The sequence below is a fragment of the Gillisella vitis genome (genome assembly GCF_001541345.2).
In the GTDB taxonomy this organism is placed as follows: domain Bacteria; phylum Pseudomonadota; class Alphaproteobacteria; order Rhizobiales; family Rhizobiaceae; genus Allorhizobium; species Allorhizobium vitis.
The window spans coordinates 382,086-397,689 of sequence record NZ_LMVL02000004.1 but is presented as its reverse complement, the minus strand read 5'-3'; the positions used below and the strand labels follow the sequence as shown (position 1 = coordinate 397,689).

18 protein-coding genes are annotated in these 15,604 nt (G+C 57.8%); 12 read left to right on the top strand and 6 right to left on the bottom strand.

The window, feature by feature from the left end:
- The first annotated feature begins 19 nt into the window (after positions 1-19).
- The 3 genes from xylA (at position 20) to ASB66_RS16580 (ending at position 3,946) form a co-directional block, all read left to right on the top strand.
- Positions 20-1,327, top strand: a complete 1,308-nt coding sequence (gene xylA / locus ASB66_RS16595) for a xylose isomerase (protein WP_060718327.1) — start codon at positions 20-22, stop codon at positions 1,325-1,327.
- Between the two features lie 189 nt (positions 1,328-1,516).
- Positions 1,517-2,569, top strand: a complete 1,053-nt coding sequence (locus ASB66_RS16590) for a sugar phosphate isomerase/epimerase family protein (RefSeq protein WP_060718326.1) — start codon at positions 1,517-1,519, stop codon at positions 2,567-2,569.
- Positions 2,570-2,773: 204 nt separating this feature from the next.
- Positions 2,774-3,946 (top strand): Gfo/Idh/MocA family protein, encoded by a 1,173-nt coding sequence (locus tag ASB66_RS16580; protein ID WP_060718325.1) that lies wholly within the window; start codon positions 2,774-2,776, stop codon positions 3,944-3,946.
- A gap of 74 nt (positions 3,947-4,020) precedes the next feature.
- Here the strand turns inward: ASB66_RS16580 and ASB66_RS16575 are convergent, their stop codons facing one another.
- Positions 4,021-4,422, bottom strand: a complete 402-nt coding sequence (locus tag ASB66_RS16575) for a hypothetical protein (RefSeq protein ID WP_060718324.1) — start codon at positions 4,420-4,422, stop codon at positions 4,021-4,023.
- Positions 4,423-4,591: 169 nt separating this feature from the next.
- On the opposite strand from ASB66_RS16575, the gene ASB66_RS16570 reads away from it, so the two are divergent.
- From ASB66_RS16570 to ASB66_RS16560, 3 genes are all read left to right on the top strand, one after another.
- The gene (locus ASB66_RS16570; RefSeq protein ID WP_060718323.1) at positions 4,592-5,965 is read left to right on the top strand and encodes a GH1 family beta-glucosidase; all 1,374 of its coding nucleotides are present in this window, start codon (positions 4,592-4,594) and stop codon (positions 5,963-5,965) included.
- Between the two features lie 118 nt (positions 5,966-6,083).
- Entirely contained in the window at positions 6,084-6,419 is a 336-nt protein-coding gene (locus ASB66_RS16565; protein WP_060718499.1) for a hypothetical protein, read from the top strand.
- A 113-nt stretch (positions 6,420-6,532) separates the two neighbouring features.
- Positions 6,533-7,282 carry an EAL domain-containing protein gene (locus ASB66_RS16560; protein ID WP_060718322.1) on the top strand — a complete coding sequence of 250 codons (750 nt, stop codon included), beginning with the start codon at positions 6,533-6,535 and terminating at the stop codon, positions 7,280-7,282.
- 70 nt (positions 7,283-7,352) lie between these two features.
- Here ASB66_RS16560 and trhO read toward each other — a convergent pair whose 3' ends face one another.
- On the bottom strand, positions 7,353-8,297 hold the full coding sequence (gene trhO / locus ASB66_RS16555) for an oxygen-dependent tRNA uridine(34) hydroxylase TrhO (protein ID WP_060718498.1): 945 nt from the start codon (positions 8,295-8,297) through the stop codon (positions 7,353-7,355).
- A gap of 255 nt (positions 8,298-8,552) precedes the next feature.
- On the opposite strand from trhO, the gene ASB66_RS16545 reads away from it, so the two are divergent.
- The gene (locus ASB66_RS16545; protein WP_060718320.1) at positions 8,553-9,044 is read left to right on the top strand and encodes an HPP family protein; all 492 of its coding nucleotides are present in this window, start codon (positions 8,553-8,555) and stop codon (positions 9,042-9,044) included.
- A gap of 10 nt (positions 9,045-9,054) precedes the next feature.
- On the top strand, positions 9,055-9,639 hold the full coding sequence (locus tag ASB66_RS16540) for a TetR/AcrR family transcriptional regulator (protein WP_060718319.1): 585 nt from the start codon (positions 9,055-9,057) through the stop codon (positions 9,637-9,639).
- Here the strand turns inward: ASB66_RS16540 and ASB66_RS16535 are convergent.
- The gene (locus ASB66_RS16535; RefSeq protein ID WP_114386735.1) at positions 9,630-10,568 is read right to left on the bottom strand and encodes a CHAD domain-containing protein; all 939 of its coding nucleotides are present in this window, start codon (positions 10,566-10,568) and stop codon (positions 9,630-9,632) included. The two genes, ASB66_RS16540 and ASB66_RS16535, sit on opposite strands and share 10 nt — an antisense overlap.
- Positions 10,546-11,040, bottom strand: a complete 495-nt coding sequence (locus ASB66_RS16530; RefSeq protein ID WP_060718317.1) for a CYTH domain-containing protein — start codon at positions 11,038-11,040, stop codon at positions 10,546-10,548. Before ASB66_RS16530 ends, ASB66_RS16535 begins: the two co-directional genes overlap by 23 nt.
- Before the next feature lie 159 nt (positions 11,041-11,199).
- On the opposite strand from ASB66_RS16530, the gene ASB66_RS16525 reads away from it, so the two are divergent.
- From ASB66_RS16525 to ASB66_RS16510, 4 genes are all read left to right on the top strand, one after another.
- Complete coding sequence (locus ASB66_RS16525) at positions 11,200-11,838, top strand: 2-dehydro-3-deoxy-phosphogluconate aldolase (RefSeq protein ID WP_060718316.1); 639 nt, start codon at positions 11,200-11,202, stop codon at positions 11,836-11,838.
- Between the two features lie 100 nt (positions 11,839-11,938).
- Positions 11,939-12,643, top strand: a complete 705-nt coding sequence (locus tag ASB66_RS16520; protein ID WP_060718315.1) for a tellurite resistance TerB family protein — start codon at positions 11,939-11,941, stop codon at positions 12,641-12,643.
- A 91-nt stretch (positions 12,644-12,734) separates the two neighbouring features.
- Positions 12,735-13,424 carry a GNAT family N-acetyltransferase gene (locus tag ASB66_RS16515; RefSeq protein ID WP_060718314.1) on the top strand — a complete coding sequence of 230 codons (690 nt, stop codon included), beginning with the start codon at positions 12,735-12,737 and terminating at the stop codon, positions 13,422-13,424.
- Positions 13,421-13,633, top strand: coding sequence for a hypothetical protein (locus ASB66_RS16510; protein ID WP_060718313.1), 213 nt, complete (start codon positions 13,421-13,423; stop codon positions 13,631-13,633). The genes ASB66_RS16515 and ASB66_RS16510 overlap by 4 nt, the downstream gene beginning before the upstream one ends.
- Here ASB66_RS16510 and ASB66_RS16505 read toward each other — a convergent pair.
- Together ASB66_RS16505 and ASB66_RS16500 are read right to left on the bottom strand one after the other, a co-directional pair.
- Positions 13,615-14,769, bottom strand: a complete 1,155-nt coding sequence (locus ASB66_RS16505) for a nickel/cobalt transporter (protein ID WP_060718312.1) — start codon at positions 14,767-14,769, stop codon at positions 13,615-13,617. The two genes, ASB66_RS16510 and ASB66_RS16505, sit on opposite strands and share 19 nt — an antisense overlap.
- Positions 14,763-15,422 carry a DUF1007 family protein gene (locus ASB66_RS16500; protein WP_060718311.1) on the bottom strand — a complete coding sequence of 220 codons (660 nt, stop codon included), beginning with the start codon at positions 15,420-15,422 and terminating at the stop codon, positions 14,763-14,765. The genes ASB66_RS16505 and ASB66_RS16500 overlap by 7 nt, the downstream gene beginning before the upstream one ends.
- Between the last annotated feature and the right edge of the window lie 182 nt (positions 15,423-15,604).

The window sequence follows — 15,604 nt, the reverse complement described above, 5'->3', positions numbered from 1 at the left end:
AACATCAGGAGGAAAACCCATGAGCACAGGCTTTTTCGGCGACATCACCAAGATCAAGTACGAGGGTGAAGGCAGCACCAATCCGCTGGCCTTCCGCCACTACAACCCCGATGAAGTGGTGATGGGCAAGCGGATGGAAGACCATCTGCGTTTTGCCGTTGCCTATTGGCACACATTTGTCTGGCCGGGCACGGACCCGTTCGGTGGCAATACGTTTGAACGTCCCTGGTTCAAGGATTCGATGGAGGCTGCCAAGCTGAAGGCCGATGTGGCCTTTGAATTCTTCCAGCTGCTCGGCACGCCTTATTATTGCTTCCACGATGCCGATGCGCGTCCTGAAGGCGCGTCCTTTGCGGAAAACACCAAAAACCTCAATGAGATTGTCGATTACTTTGCCCAGAAGCAGGCCGATACTGGCGTCAAGCTGCTGTGGGGCACGGCCAACATGTTCTCGCATCGCCGCTATATGTCGGGTGCAGCCACCAATCCCGACCCTGACGTCTTTGCCTTTGCCGCCGCAACCGTAAAAACCTGCCTGGATGCCACGCAAAAGCTGGGTGGCGAAAACTACGTGCTGTGGGGTGGTCGTGAAGGCTATGAAACCCTGCTCAACACCGACCTGAAGCAGGAACTCGACCATATGGGACGTTTCCTCAACATGGTGGTGGAATACAAGCACAAGATCGGCTTCAAGGGCGCGATCCTGATCGAGCCGAAGCCGCAGGAGCCTTCCAAGCATCAGTATGATTATGATGTCGCGACGGTCTACGGCTTCCTCAAGACATACGGTCTTGAGAAGGAGGTGAAGGTCAATATCGAGCAGGGCCATGCTATTCTGGCTGGTCATACGTTCGAGCATGAACTGGCACTGGCCAACGCGCTGGGCATTTTCGGTTCCATCGACATGAACCGCAACGACTATCAATCCGGCTGGGATACTGACCAGTTCCCCAACAACGTGCCGGAAATGGCGCTGGCCTATTATCAGGTTCTGCAGGCGGGTGGCTTTACCTCCGGCGGCACCAATTTCGATAGCAAGCTGCGCCGCCAGTCCATCGACCCAGCGGATCTGTTGATCGGCCATATCGGCGGTATGGATTGCTGCGCCCGTGGCCTTAAGGCAGCGGTTAAAATGGTGGAAGACAAGGCGTTGTCGGCACCGCTCGCCAACCGCTACGCAGGCTGGAACAGCGACGGCGCCAAGGCCATGCTGGCCAGCGGCACACTGGAAAGCATTGCTGCCCGGGTCGAAGCCGAAAACATCAATCCTCAGCCGGTGTCCGGTCAACAGGAACTGCTGGAAAATATTGTCAATCGTTACGTTTGATAACGTCAAGCACTGACCTTGCCGTGTGGACGGGGAAAAGGAGGTTTTTCCCGTCCACGTTGTTTGACGGCCACTTGAACGTGGTCGGTTTTCTTTTTCCCGCATTTCCGAACACAAAGCGCTTCACACTTTTGTTGGAAATGCTTAAACCTACTGCAACGTTTCAGTATCATTTTGGAGGAGATGCATATGAAGACGATCAAGGGCCCTGGTCTGTTTTTGGGCCAATTTGCCGGCGATGCTGCCCCTTTTAATTCCTGGGATGCGATTACCAAATGGGCCGCTGACAAAGGCTATATCGGCGTGCAGGTTCCCACCTGGGCAGGCCAGTTGATCGACCTGAAAAAAGCCGCCGAATCCAAGGATTATTGTGACGAACTGGCCGGTATCGCCCGCCAGAATGGCGTCGAGATCACCGAGCTGTCCACCCATTTGCAGGGTCAGCTGGTGGCGGTGCATCCAGCCTATGATGAAGCGTTTGATGGCTTCGCTGCCCCCGAAGTGCGCGGCAACCCGAAGGCCCGGCAGGAATGGGCCGTACAACAGGTGAAATACGCGCTGAAAGCCTCGCGTCACCTGGGGATCAAGGCGCATGCTACCTTTTCCGGCGCGCTGGCCTGGCCGTTTATCTACCCATGGCCGCAGCGTCCCGCAGGTCTGGTGGAAACCGCGTTTGACGAACTGGCCAAGCGCTGGCTGCCCATTCTCGACTATGCCGACGAGCAGGGCGTGGATATCGCTTACGAAATCCACCCCGGTGAAGACCTGCATGATGGCGTGACCTTTGAGATGTTTTTGGAGCGGGTGAAAAACCACCCCCGCGCCAACATGCTCTACGATCCCTCGCATTACGTGCTGCAATGCCTCGATTATCTTGACCATATCGACATCTACAAGGACCGGATCAAGATGTTTCACGTCAAAGATGCCGAGTTCAATCCGAATGGCCGTCAGGGCGTTTACGGCGGCTACCAATCCTGGGTCAACCGCGCCGGGCGCTTCCGCTCACCGGGCGACGGACAGGTGGATTTTGGCGCGATCTTCTCGAAAATGGCTGCCAATGATTTCGATGGCTGGGCCGTGGTGGAATGGGAATGTGCGCTGAAACACCCCGAAGATGGAGCCCGTGAAGGGGCAGAATTTGTCAAGGCGCATATTATCAGGGTGACGGAGCACGCCTTTGACGATTTCGCCGCCAGCGGCACCGATGATGCGGCTAATCGTCGGATGTTGGGGCTGTAAATATCATTTCTATTCGCGGCGATACCCCCCTCTGCCCTGCCGGGCATCTCCCCCTCAAGGGGGGAGATCGAGTGGTGAGATGTCGGCGACTTGATGATCAAAATAGCAAGGTTTGCGGCTAATCTCCCCCCTTGAGGGGGAGATGTCACGGGAGTGACAGAGGGGGGTGCCCCGCGTTCTACGAATCTTGAGGAGGAAATTCCAATGACCATCGAAGCAAGCAAATCCGAGCAACGCGCGTCCAAAATCCGCCTCGGCATGGTTGGCGGCGGGCAGGGCGCGTTTATCGGCGCTGTCCACCGCATGGCGGCAAGGTTGGACGACCATTATGATCTGGTGGCAGGGGCTTTATCCTCGACGCCGGAAAAATCCCTGGCCTCTGGCCGGGATCTGGGGCTCGATCCTACCCGCTGCTATGGATCGTTTGAAGAAATGGCAGAGAAAGAGGCCGCGCGCCCTGATGGGATTGAGGCGGTGTCTATCGTCACGCCCAATCACATGCATTACCCGGCGGCGAAAGCCTTTCTGGAACGCGGAATTCATGTGATCTGCGACAAGCCGCTGACCTCTAATCTGGAGGATGCGAAAAAGCTGAAAGAGGTCGCCGACAAGGCCAAGGCCCTGTTTATCCTCACCCACAATTATACCGGCTATCCCATGGTGCGTCATGCCCGTGAACTGGTGCAAAATGGCGAATTGGGAGAGATCCGGCTGGTACAGATGGAATATCCGCAGGATTGGCTGGCGGAACCCGTCGAGCAGACCGGCGCCAAACAAGCCGTCTGGCGCACCGATCCGGCCCAATCGGGCGTCGGCGGTTCGACCGGCGACATCGGCACCCACGCCTACAACCTCGGCAGCTTCATTTCCGGGCTGGAACTGGAGGAACTCGCCGCCGATGTGCATACCTTTGTCGAAGGCCGCAGGCTGGATGACAATGCCCATGTGATGCTGCGTTTCCAAGGCGGCGCCAAAGGCTTGCTGTGGTGCAGCCAGGTGGCAACCGGCAATGAAAACGGTCTGAAAGTGCGCATCTACGGCACCAAGGCCGGGATCGAGTGGACGCAAGCAGATCCCAACTATCTGTGGTACACCAAGCTTGGCGAGCCAAAACAGCTGATCACTCGCGGCGGTGCTGGGGCCGGTGGGGCAGCTGCCCGCGTCACCCGCATTCCCGGCGGCCATCCCGAAGGCTATCTCGAAGCTTTTGCGACCATCTATTCCGAAGCCGCCCAGGCTATTCTTGCCGCGCGAACGGGTGCGGCGGTTGATCCGGCGGTCGTTTATCCAACTGTTGATGATGGTGTAAAGGGCGTGGCCTTTGTGACGGCGTGTATTCAGTCGTCGAAGCAGAACGGGGCTTGGGTGAGGGTATGAATCGAATGCCAAGGGCCGTGGAAGCGGCCCCTGGCATTCTTCAATCCGTTGAAGTGCGGCGCAGCCGGGTCAACCTATTGGCATTTGTATTTGGACGTCCAAATCCATTTCACTTCGGAGGTTGAGCTTGGAATGGTTTGCTGGGTCATGCCTGTGCTGGCCGGTTTACTGTCGACGCAGAGCAACCAATAGGGTGTGCCCAGCTTGCCATCGGTGGTTGATGGCGTGGCCGGAAACGTGCCGGTGGCGAGAACCATCAGCAGGGAGTTGCCGCTATATTGATGCGACCATCCTGTGACGTAGTCAGGACCAGCCGTTTGCATGGCTTGTTCAACGGTCATGCCTGATGTCCAGTTAACGCTATAACTTATCGTGGTTTGGTTCTCGGTGTAGACGAGAGTGGCGCTGTTGGCGGTGACGGGTAGCGCCATGCTGATTGTCGCCGCGCAGAGAAAATGAATAAGAGCTGTTTTCATAAATGTATCCCCCAGTATCAATACACCCTTAAGTAGCATTTTTCATTTTATGGTACAACATAATTAGTTGGTATGATGTGTTATATTTCGTCCGTGGCGTTCCAGGCGCAACTGCGTTAAGACCTGAATACGTCTTGTTTATTCACGCTTAAGTGCCGAAAGGTTTCCAATGACAGACCCGAAAGCCCTTGCCGCCCGCTTCCTCGGCGATTTCCTGTTTGGTGTGGCTACTGCCGCCTACCAGATTGAAGGGGCCACCAAGGCGGATGGGCGCAAGCCCTGCATCTGGGATGCGTTTGCCAATATGCCGGGGCGGGTGTTCGAGCGGCATAACGGCGATATGGCCTGTGATCATTACAATCGCTGGGAACAGGATCTCGACCTGATCCAGGAGATGGGCGTTTCCGCCTATCGCTTTTCCATTGCCTGGCCGCGCATTATTCCTGAAGGCACGGGCCGGGTGAATGAGGCGGGGCTGGATTTTTACGACAAGCTGGTCGATGGGTTGAAGGATCGCGGCATCAAGGCCTACGCGACGCTCTATCATTGGGATCTGCCGCTGGCCCTGATGGGCGATGGCGGCTGGACGGCGCGCTCTACGGCCTATGCCTTCCAGCGCTATGCCAAGCTGGTGATGGCGCGGCTGGGCGACAGGCTGGATGCCGTGGCGACCTTCAATGAGCCGTGGTGCTCGGTCTGGCTTAGTCATCTTTACGGTGTGCATGCGCCGGGCGAGCGGAATATGGATGCGGCCCTGCATGCTCTGCACTATACCAATCTCGCCCATGGGCTTGGCATTGATGCCATCCGGCAGGTCGCACCCCAGGTGCCTGCGGGTCTGGTACTGAACGCCCATTCGGTCATCCCCGGCTCAGACAGTGCGGCTGATCAGGCCGCCGCTGAACGCGCCCATCAGTTTCACAATGGCGCTTTCTTCGATCCGGTCTTCAAGGGCGAATATCCGGCAGAATTCATGGCCTCGCTTGGCGACCGCATGCCTGTCATCGAGAACGGCGATCTGGAGATCATCTCCCAGAAACTCGACTGGTGGGGCCTGAATTATTACACGCCGATGCGGGTTGCCGACAATCCGGCTGAGGGGGCCGAGTTCCCCGCCACGATGGACGCGCCGCCAGTCTCGACCGTCAAGACCGATATCGGCTGGGAAGTCTATGCTCCTGCGTTGAAGTCCCTGGTGGAAGGGCTTTACGACCGTTACACGCTGCCGGTCTGCTACATCACTGAAAACGGTGCCTGCTATAATATGGAGTCGGTTGATGGTGAGGTGGATGACCAGCCCCGGCTGGATTATTACGCCGAACATCTGGGCGTGGTGGCCGACCTGATTGCCGAGGGCATCCCCATGAAGGGCTATTTCGCTTGGAGCCTGATGGACAATTTTGAATGGGCCGAAGGCTACCGTATGCGGTTTGGCCTCGTGCATGTCGATTACGACACGCAGGTTCGCACGCTGAAGAACAGCGGCAAGTGGTATAGCGCGCTGGCAGCCGAATTGCCGAAGGGTAACCACAGCGCCGAATGAGGCCATTCTGCCCCCTCGTTTCTGGCCCCGCGTTGTTGCGTGGCCGTGCTCTTGCTTATTGCGCCGCAACACGTCAAGCTTCCCTCTCAGGTTGCGGTTATCAAAAGGGGGAATGCATATGGGACGGGTACAGCTGCCGCTTTCAGGCAATGTCACGCAGGCGATCAATCCATGGACCTGGGTCTATAGTCCGACCCAGGTCGGGCAGGCCAGTCTGGTCACGTTCAATATTGATGTCGGCCCCTCGACCAATCCAGAGGCCGAGAAGGATATATTGATGAATGTGGCCAGCTACGGCAAGCAGCTTGGTCGCATTGAAGACGCGCTCCGCGTGGTGATCGAACAGCTTGAACCCCTGGTCTTGGATGAAAAACTTGCCGACAACGAGGCGATTATCGCCTTCCGGGCGTTAATGTACGAAATCGACACGATCAAGAAACAGCATCGGAAATAGCGTTTGGTGTCGCCGCGCCCTCATCCCTGCCGTATTTTCCGAGTTTTTTAGCTGAAGTGAATTTTTAAAAATTTCAGGATAGAACTGGGTCGAATTTTAAACGGGAGATTTGGATGACGTCATGTGCGGGTTGCCGAGACGGGGCGGCTTTCAGTGTTCCGTTTTCCATGGCATTTCAGCCAATTGTTGATGTCCGCACTAGCGCTGTGTTTGGGTATGAGGCGCTGGTGCGTGGCACGGACGGCGCTGGTGCGGCCACGGTTATGGCTGGTGTCAACACGGACAATCGCTATGCTTTTGATCAGAGCTGCCGGGTTAAGGCCATTGAACTGGCGGCGGCCTTGCTACCGGAGACCTCGACGGCAAAGCTGTCCATTAATTTTATGCCCGATGCCGTTTACGAGCCGCGCGCCTGTATTCGCCTGACGCTGAACACAGCGGAACGGGTCGGCTTTCCCCTGGATCGAATCCTGTTTGAATTTACCGAAAATGAGCGGATCGATACCGATCATTTGCTCAACATTCTGAAAACCTATCGCAGCATTGGCTTCAAGACAGCAATTGATGACTTTGGGGCTGGCCATGCCGGGCTGACGCTTCTGGCGAAATTTCAGCCCGATATCGTCAAGCTGGACATGGAGTTGGTGCGCGGTATCGATCAGGATCGGGCCAAGCGGATCGTGTTGCGCCATACGCTGGCGATGTTGACGGAGTTCGGCATTCTTCCTTTGTGTGAGGGGGTGGAAACCCAACAAGAGCTGGATGTGCTGAAGGATATGGGCGTACCCTATGTTCAGGGCTATCTTCTTGCCCGCCCCGCGTTTGAGCGGTTTGACCCACCGGATCTTGCCGTCTTGTCGTGACAGTCCTGAGACCCGGCTGGGGCCTGAGACCCGGGTGAGTGGGGGCGAGCGCCGCCTCACAGATCCCGGATCAGCCGCCGATATGCCGTTCGCCGCGTTGCTTGGCCAGCGCAATCTGCTTCTGGCGTTGTCGGTAGCGATCCCGGTCTTCTTCAGTGCGGGTCTCATAGCAATGGCTGCAGGACACGCCAGCCTCGTAATAGGGCGAGGTCAGTTCTTCCGGCGTGATCGGGTTGCGGCAGGCGTGGCAGAGCTGGTGGTCGCCCTCCTTCAATCCGTGGGTCACCGAAACGCGCTCGTCGAACACGAAACAGGCGCCGTCCCACAGGCTTTGTTCTTCCGGAACGTTTTCCAGATATTTCAGGATGCCGCCCTTCAGGTGGTAGACCTCTTCGAAGCCTTGTTGCTTCATGAAGGCCGTGGCCTTTTCGCAGCGAATGCCGCCGGTGCAATACATGGCGATTTTCGGCTTGTTGTGCAGGCCGGGATTGTTCTTCACCCAATCGGGAAATTCGCGGAACGTCTTGGTATTGGGATCGACCGCACCCCGGAAAATGCCGATCGCGGTCTCGTAATCGTTGCGGGTGTCGATGACGATGGTATCAGGATCGGAAATCAGCGCGTTCCAGTCCTTGGGATCGACATAGGTGCCGACGATCTTGTTGGGGTCGATATCCTCGACCCCCATGGTGACGATCTCTTTTTTCAGCTTCACCTTCATGCGCACGAACGGCATTTTCGACGCCCGGCTTTCCTTGTGCTCGAGGCTGGCAAATTCCGGCTGGGCGCGCAAATAGGCCAGCACCGTGGCAATGCCCGCATCCGTGCCGGCAATCGTGCCATTGATGCCCTCATGGGCCAGCAGCAAGGTGCCCTTGACGCCTTGCGCCTTGCAGAGCGCATCGAGCGGCTCGCGAAAGCTTTCGAACCGCGCGAAGGACGCAAAATGATAGAGCGCGGCCACACAGAATGCGCCGCCCTCTTCATGGCGAGGATTTTGAAGATCGTCTGTCATGGCCTGCGAAATACTGCCAATGCCGCCGGGAATCAACGAATTTCAGCAGGCGTATCGCGCTTTGAGTTTCGTCAAGTCATGCTGGTGGGTTGAAGACGCGGTCAAACTCGACATCTGCAAGCACTCGTGATGGAGAACGTCGCGAAGAAGCGGGAGGCGCGCGGAAAGGATCAACGAATGCAGCCTCATTGACAATGTCATTCGAATTTTGTACCTAACGGTACACATAAAACTCATAAGTACAGGAAGAGCGGCGTGCGGCATTATTTTCACAGGCATCAGCCGTTTTCCAGTTTCACCAAAGCGCTGTTGGCAGGCTTTGGTGGTTGCTTGGCGATTGGCATTCTCAGTTTTTTAACAACGCACACGGGTTATGCGCTTATGATGGCCCCGTTTGGCGCTAGTTGTGTGTTGCTGTTTTCTCTGCCAAACAGTCCATTGTCCCAGCCAATGAATGTATTTTTTGGCCATCTGGCTTCGGCCTTGGTTGGGTTGCTTTGCGCCACCTTGCTGCCCGATATCTGGTGGGCAGTGGCGTTAGCGGTGGGCGGCGCAATTTCCGTGATGGCGCTTTTACGGATTACCCATCCGCCGGCGGGGGCTGATCCGATAGTGGTCTTTGCAGCTCATGCGAGCTGGCAATTTCTGTTCATGCCGGTTGCGCTGGGATCGCTGTTGTTGATCGCTTGCGCCGTGCTGTTTCATCGCAGTCACGGGCAAGCTTATCCGATGCGCAAATCCGATTGAGGAAATCTTTATGAAAATCCAGCTAGAACGGGCCGATGTGGTGCCGATGATTGCGGAAGTGTTTCGTGACCACGGTTACGCCGGAACCAGTTTGTCCATCATCACAGCCTGCACTGGCGTCGGCAAAGGAAGTCTTTATCACTTCTTTCCTGGCGGAAAGGTGGAAATGGCCGAGGCGGTGCTCGCGCACATTTCCTGCTGGTTTGAAGAAAGAGTGTTTGCGCCGCTGGAGATGGCAGATGTTTCGTTTGTTGCCATTGAAGCGATGCTGGACACTGTCAATGCCTATTTCCAGTCTGGCCGTCGGGTGTGTCTTATCGGATTGATGGCACTTGATTCCAGTCGGGATGAATTTTCGGCGGCCATCAGCGGTTATTTTCGTCGCTGGAACAGCGTGTTGAGGGATGCCTTTGTCAAGACGGGCTTTACTGAGACAGAGGCGGGCCAACGCAGTCACGAAATCCTTGCCGGCATACAGGGCGGACTTGTCTTGGCGCGGGCGCTGAATGACCCTACTGTTTTTTCCATGAGGATTGAGAAACTACGATCAGATCTCGGTGTTCCGGCCCGATCTTATAACGAGGGTCATACTTGATTCTGGATGCTAGCCCGAAGCAACCACAGCGCCTCGATAACGGCTGGTTCCAGGTCGGGGCCGTCGGCAAACAGCGCATCTGCGGCCTCAAGTGCTTGCCGACGCAGGGCTTGCTGCTGGCGGATGATGATGGCGAGTAGATGAGAAAATGTCTCGCCGCCAGCAAACAGACGTGAGTCTTCATCCAGAACGGATGTCAGCACCGAGAGATCGTTTTCATGGCCCAGCAGATCGGCCAATTGTTTGGCGGCGGCGCGTTTCATCTCCATGGCGCTTGGCCAGAGATCGCGCAGCAAGGACAGATGCATCCAATAGGTTTGGGTGGCCTTGCGCAGTTCATGGTAGCTTTCCGCCTCGCTGGCATCGTGGCAGGCGGCCATGGCGGATTCAGCGCGTTTGAAAGTCCTGCTCCAGGCCCTGGCAAATATCCGGGCGACCTTGGCGGGCCGGTCATTGAACTCAATCCCCATGGCGACCTCTGCCGCCTCACGACAACCATCTGCCGCGTCGCGCATCAATGCGCTCTGGCTCGCCTCCAGATTGGCTGCCAGCCGTTCATGGCGGTCGGACAGGACGGACCACGCCTGTTGCAGGGCATGAGCTTCTTCATCGCTCAGGGTTGCTTCCTGAAGCGCCTCGACACTTTCAAGCAATGCGGCAGCATCGCGAAGCGGAGACAGACTGCGGGCAATGTCGCCCAACCGGCGGTTCTCCCGGAGACGCAGGTCGGAAATGGCCGGTGCGATCAACCGATAGAGGGCTCTGGCACGTTTCAGTTTGCGGCGCGCCACATGGACAGCGCGATCCCGTTCGGCGGGTGGGGCATCAGCGCCGCCGTCGAGATCGGTTGCGGCAGCCTGCAAAAGCGCGCCCAGCATCTCGGCAATGGCGGTGCCTGTCTTCAGGTCAGGCCTTAAGCGATAGGCCATTGCGCCTTTCCGTCGATGGTGTCGAACTCGCCAGCCATTGATTGGAATAGCGTCCGTCGCCGGTCACTTCCCGACCGACCCAAGGCGGCAGCGGCGGGTCCTCGCAGTCGTTTTCCAGCTCGACCTCGGCCACCACAAGCCCGTCATGGGCACCGGCGAAGACGTCGACTTCCCAGAGATAACCGCCATATTCGACGTTATAACGGGTTTTTTCGATGACGTTGCCCTGGGCTTTGTCGATCATTTCCAACCCGTCGGCGAGCGGGATTTCATATTCGAATTCATCGCGGCTGAGGCCAACATGACCAATCTTGATGGTCAGCAGCGCATCGGCCCCGTCGCGGATGCGGATACGCACGGAACGATCTGCTCCCGAGAGAATATAACCCTGCTGAAAACGGCTGGATTTGCTGACATGCTGACGCCAGGTGTCTGTGCGGACCAGGAATTTTCTTTCGATTTCCTTTGCCATGGCTGCTTTCCGTCACGTTAAAATCGATTTCACTCTATAGTATGGCGACGGTTTGACAATAGTTCCATCAATCCTTCCATTCCTGCTGCGCGCATTTGCCTCGACAGGGCGGTTTTCACGCGCTAATCAGGAATATCTAATCGTTTGAAAGGTATGTTCATGACTGCGAAGACGGACAGATTGTTGGCGGTGCTCAAGCTTCAGCCAGTTGTTCCCGTGCTGATCATCGACGATGTCGAAACCGCCGTGTCGCTGGCACGGGCGCTTGTCGCGGGCGGGCTGAAAGCCATCGAAATCACCATGCGCACGCCAGCCGCACTGGAAGCGATTTCCCGGGTGGCCGCCGAAGTCGAGGGTGCCGTGGCCGGTGCTGGCACCATTCTCAATCCCGCTCATTTCGAAGCTGCGCTGAAAGCCGGGTCGCAGTTTATCGTCAGCCCCGGCACCACGCCGGAATTGCTGGCGGCTGCCGCTGGTTCCGATGTGCCGCTGCTGCCGGGCGCGGCCACGGCCAGCGAAGTGATGACCCTGCGCGAAAAGGGCTATGAGGTTCTGAAATTCTTCCCCGCCGAACAGGCGGGTGGGGCGGCCTATCTGAAGTCGCTGTCTTCGCCGCTGGCCGGCACACTGTTTTGCCCGACAGGCGGCATTTCGCTGAAAAATGCCAGGGATTATCTGTCGCTGCCAAACGTGGTCTGCGTTGGCGGCTCCTGGGTAGCGCCGAAAGAACTGGTTGCTGCGGGCGATTGGGCAGGCATTACCAAGCTTGCCGTTGAGGCCTGCGCGCTGAAGGGTTAAGCTGCGAATAGCGGTATATGTCGTAATTTGACGCCTGCGCCTTGGGAAAGGGCGCGGGCGTTCCTATCTCTTGCTTACCTGAAATATTAGGGAGAAGAGAATGATCGACGCCAAAAAGCTCCTCACGCAGTTTCTGGGATCGCAGATCCCAGGTATCGGCGGCTCTGTTCGCAAGAGGGGTGATGACGCCGCAAGTTATGCTAAGTCCAATCCCTGGAAAACCGGTGCGCTTGTGTCCGTGCTGCTCGGCACCAAGACCGGACGGTCGCTGGCCGGAGGCGCGCTGAAAGTCGGCGGCCTGGCGCTGGTGGCCGGTCTCGGCTACCGCGCCTATCGCAATTACCAATCCGGCAAGGCCCCGGAAGAGCTGCGCGCCCTGCCGGAACTGCCCGCTCCACCGGAAAATTCCGGCTTTGATCCGGCAACCTCGCTCAGCAATGATTTCGCGCTCACCCTGATCAAGGCAATGATCGCAGCAGCGAAGGCCGATGGCCATATCGACGCAGGCGAGCGCGCCAATATCATGGAAAAACTGCATGTCGAGGATCTCGGCGATGAGGCGGAGGCCTTTATTCGCGCAGAGCTGGACAATCCGACCGATCTCGATGCGCTGGTGGCTGCCGCTCGCACCGAAGAACAGAAGGTCGAACTCTATACGGCCTCGCGGTTGACCATCGATCCCGATACCCGCGCCGAGCGTGGCTATCTCGACCTGCTGGCCGGACGCCTCGGCCTTGCTGATGGGTTGATCGACCATATCGAGGCGACGGTGGCTGCGGCCAAGGTCGAGACGTCGGCTGGCTGAGACCGGCGCTCAACAAAAGCAACGGCGGAAATCGCCGTTGCCTTCACGGGCCTGCTGGCATAATCCTGACGTGAGACGAACAGGGGGCATCATGCAGGATCTGAAGACCTATCGCGTTGCAGCACCAGCGCCAGTGCGGCTTGAAGGCCGGTATTTACTGGTCGAACCCTTTGTCCGTGACCAGCATCTGTCTGACCTGTGGACCGGACTTGGCGGCGGCGATGCCGTCAATCAGGCGCTGCGCTATTTTCCCAATGATGATTTTTCCGGTGTCGAGGTCTTCGGCGACTGGCTGGAGGACGCCAATGCCAGCGGCAGCCTGATCACCCATATTTTCCGCTCCAAGGCCGATGACATGATTGTCGGCATGGCCAGCCTGATGCGGCCCGATCCGAAAAACGGCGTGGTCGAGGTTGGCTCGGTTGCGCATGGCCCGGCAATGAAACGCTCTGCCCTATCGACCGAGGCGCATTATCTGCTGGCCAGACATGTGTTCGAGGATCTCGGCTACCGGCGCTACGAGTGGAAATGCCATAATGACAACGAGCCGAGCAAGATCACGGCGCGCCGCTACGGTTTCACCTTCGAGGGCGTGTTTCGCCAGCATATGATTTCCAAGGGTAAGAACCGCGATACCGCCTGGTTCTCGATCATCGATGCCGATTGGCCCCTCGTCAAAGCCGGGTTCGAGGCCTGGCTTGATCCTGACAATTTCGATGCTGACGGCCATCAGAAACAGCGGCTTGAGGATATTCGCGCCGCTCTGAGGAATGCGATATGAGCCCGCATGATAAAAATTCGGCTGTTGCCGCTGGTCTGATCATTCTCGGCTTCGGATTGGCCATGGTGTTCCTGCCCAATCTGGTCCTGTGGATCGGGCAGTTTTCGCCGCTTCTGGCGGCTGCCGTTGGCTCTTTGGTGCTACTGTCGTTCTTCCTGATCTTCTGGCTCCGGGCCCGCTATCAGCGGCGTCACCCGGATGACAGGTGATAGCCTTGCAAGGAGGCGGCCAGCAGCAGGCTTCCGACCAGGATGATGAACAAGGCGCCGCCGATCTCGATGGCAAGGCCGACGCGGTAAGCGGTATGGGAGCCCTGGCCTGCCAGCCGCACCGCGAGGCCCTTCGCGCCGACGGCAGCGATGGCAAGCGCCGAAACGGTGATTGCGGTTCCCGCCGCCATGGCAAAGACCGATAGAATGCCACCGAGATAGAGTTGGTTCAGCATCGCGAAGGTCATGACCAGCAGCGCGCCGGAACAGGGACGAAGGCCAACGGCGACAATCGCTGACCAGGCTTCCTTGACGCTGAAATGTTCGGCGCCGACCATGGCTGGCGACGGAAGATGGCTGCGGCCGCAATCCACGCAGATTTCACCCTCACGGGGTACATGACGGTCGCTATCGGCTGCATCGGCCTGGAAGCGCAGGCCAGTTGCTTTAAGAGGTGCGGATTTTGTGCCAGCTGGCTGCGGCGTATCGAACAGGCCCGCTGTCACGCCGTCCGATGGGATCTCGCCCGTACTCCCTCCAGAAAATGCCAGGACCGGCATAGGCTGGCGATGCCGGAAAATCTCGCTTAGCTTGCGCACCAGCAGCCAGACGCCGAAGGCGACGACCAGCGCGAAACTGGCGGCTTCCATGGCGTCGGTTGCCCGCGTCAGCGTGATGCCGCTGCCGCGCAGGGCGAGAAACATGACGCCGACCGTGACGATGGCGACGATGGCCTGCAAAATCGATGAGGCGATGGAAATGGCGATGCCGCGCTTCAGCTCCAGCTCGTTGGCGACCATATAGGACGAGATCACTGCCTTGCCGTGGCCGGGGCCTGCGGCATGAAACACGCCGTAAGCGAAGGACAGGCCGATCAATACCCAGAGCTGGTGGGGATCATCGCGCATGCCGCGCAGCGCCTCGGTCAGCGCTCGGTAGAAAGCCTGCTGATGGGTATTGATCCACAGCATCACCCCGGCCAGCGGCCCGTCCATCTGAAAGGACGGTTCGGCGGTGCCGATGCCAAGCGGCGAGCCTGCATGGGCCAGTGTGGCGGAGAATGTGGCGGGAAGCGCCACGGCAAGGGCGACGGCGATAAGGAGAGCGGTCCTTGAAACTCGTCGATGCGTCAGCATGCCAGATCGAGCCTTGTTGCAAACAGCTTGCCCATGTCGGTGCCGGTCGGATCGTTGAAAAAGGCTTCGGTCAGGCTAGCTTGATTCTGCTTGATCACGTCATCGGGATTGGGCCGGACTACGGTGCGCTTGCATTTCTTCAGCGCGTCGCCGGTCTCAACGATGTCGCTGTCCTGCTTGAAGTCGATGGCGGTATAAAGGGTCGGGTCGTGAACGCCGAAGCTGAGATTGCCTTTGATCGGCATGGGCTTTTCCGGCTTGACGATAAAGAACACCAGCAATTGATTGTCTTTATAGTCGGCGTTGAACACCTGCGGCTTGGCGACGTTGATGGTTGCGCCGCTGGCGCTGATGAAGGTGAAATAGCCATAGTCGCCCAGCGAACTGCGGATGGTGTTGGCGATATCCTGCAACTCGCTATGGTCGAGTTTCAGGTCGCCGTTCTTGTCGAAATCCAGCATGACGCTGGAGGAAAACACCTCGTCGAAGCGCCAGGTATTGCGCAATTCCTTGATGGTATTGTCCGCTCCCGCCACCACTTCCAGCCGGGCCTGGACGAAGACATGCGGATGGGCAAAGGCCGAGGGCGCCGAAAGGCCCAGAAACCCTGCGACAAGAAAACCGGCGAGAAGAAGAGGCCTTGCTATGTTCATCTGCGCCCTAACCGCTGCATATATTGAGTGCGACAGCGGGCCATGATGAAACCGATAGCGCACGCTGCATTGTCGGCGTCGCATGGACGCATGACGTCTATATTCATGGTCTGTGGTGGCCAAGCAATAGGACAGAAATAGGGCCGCTGACTTTTGCCTCGCAAAAGTGAAGAGGGCGGCGC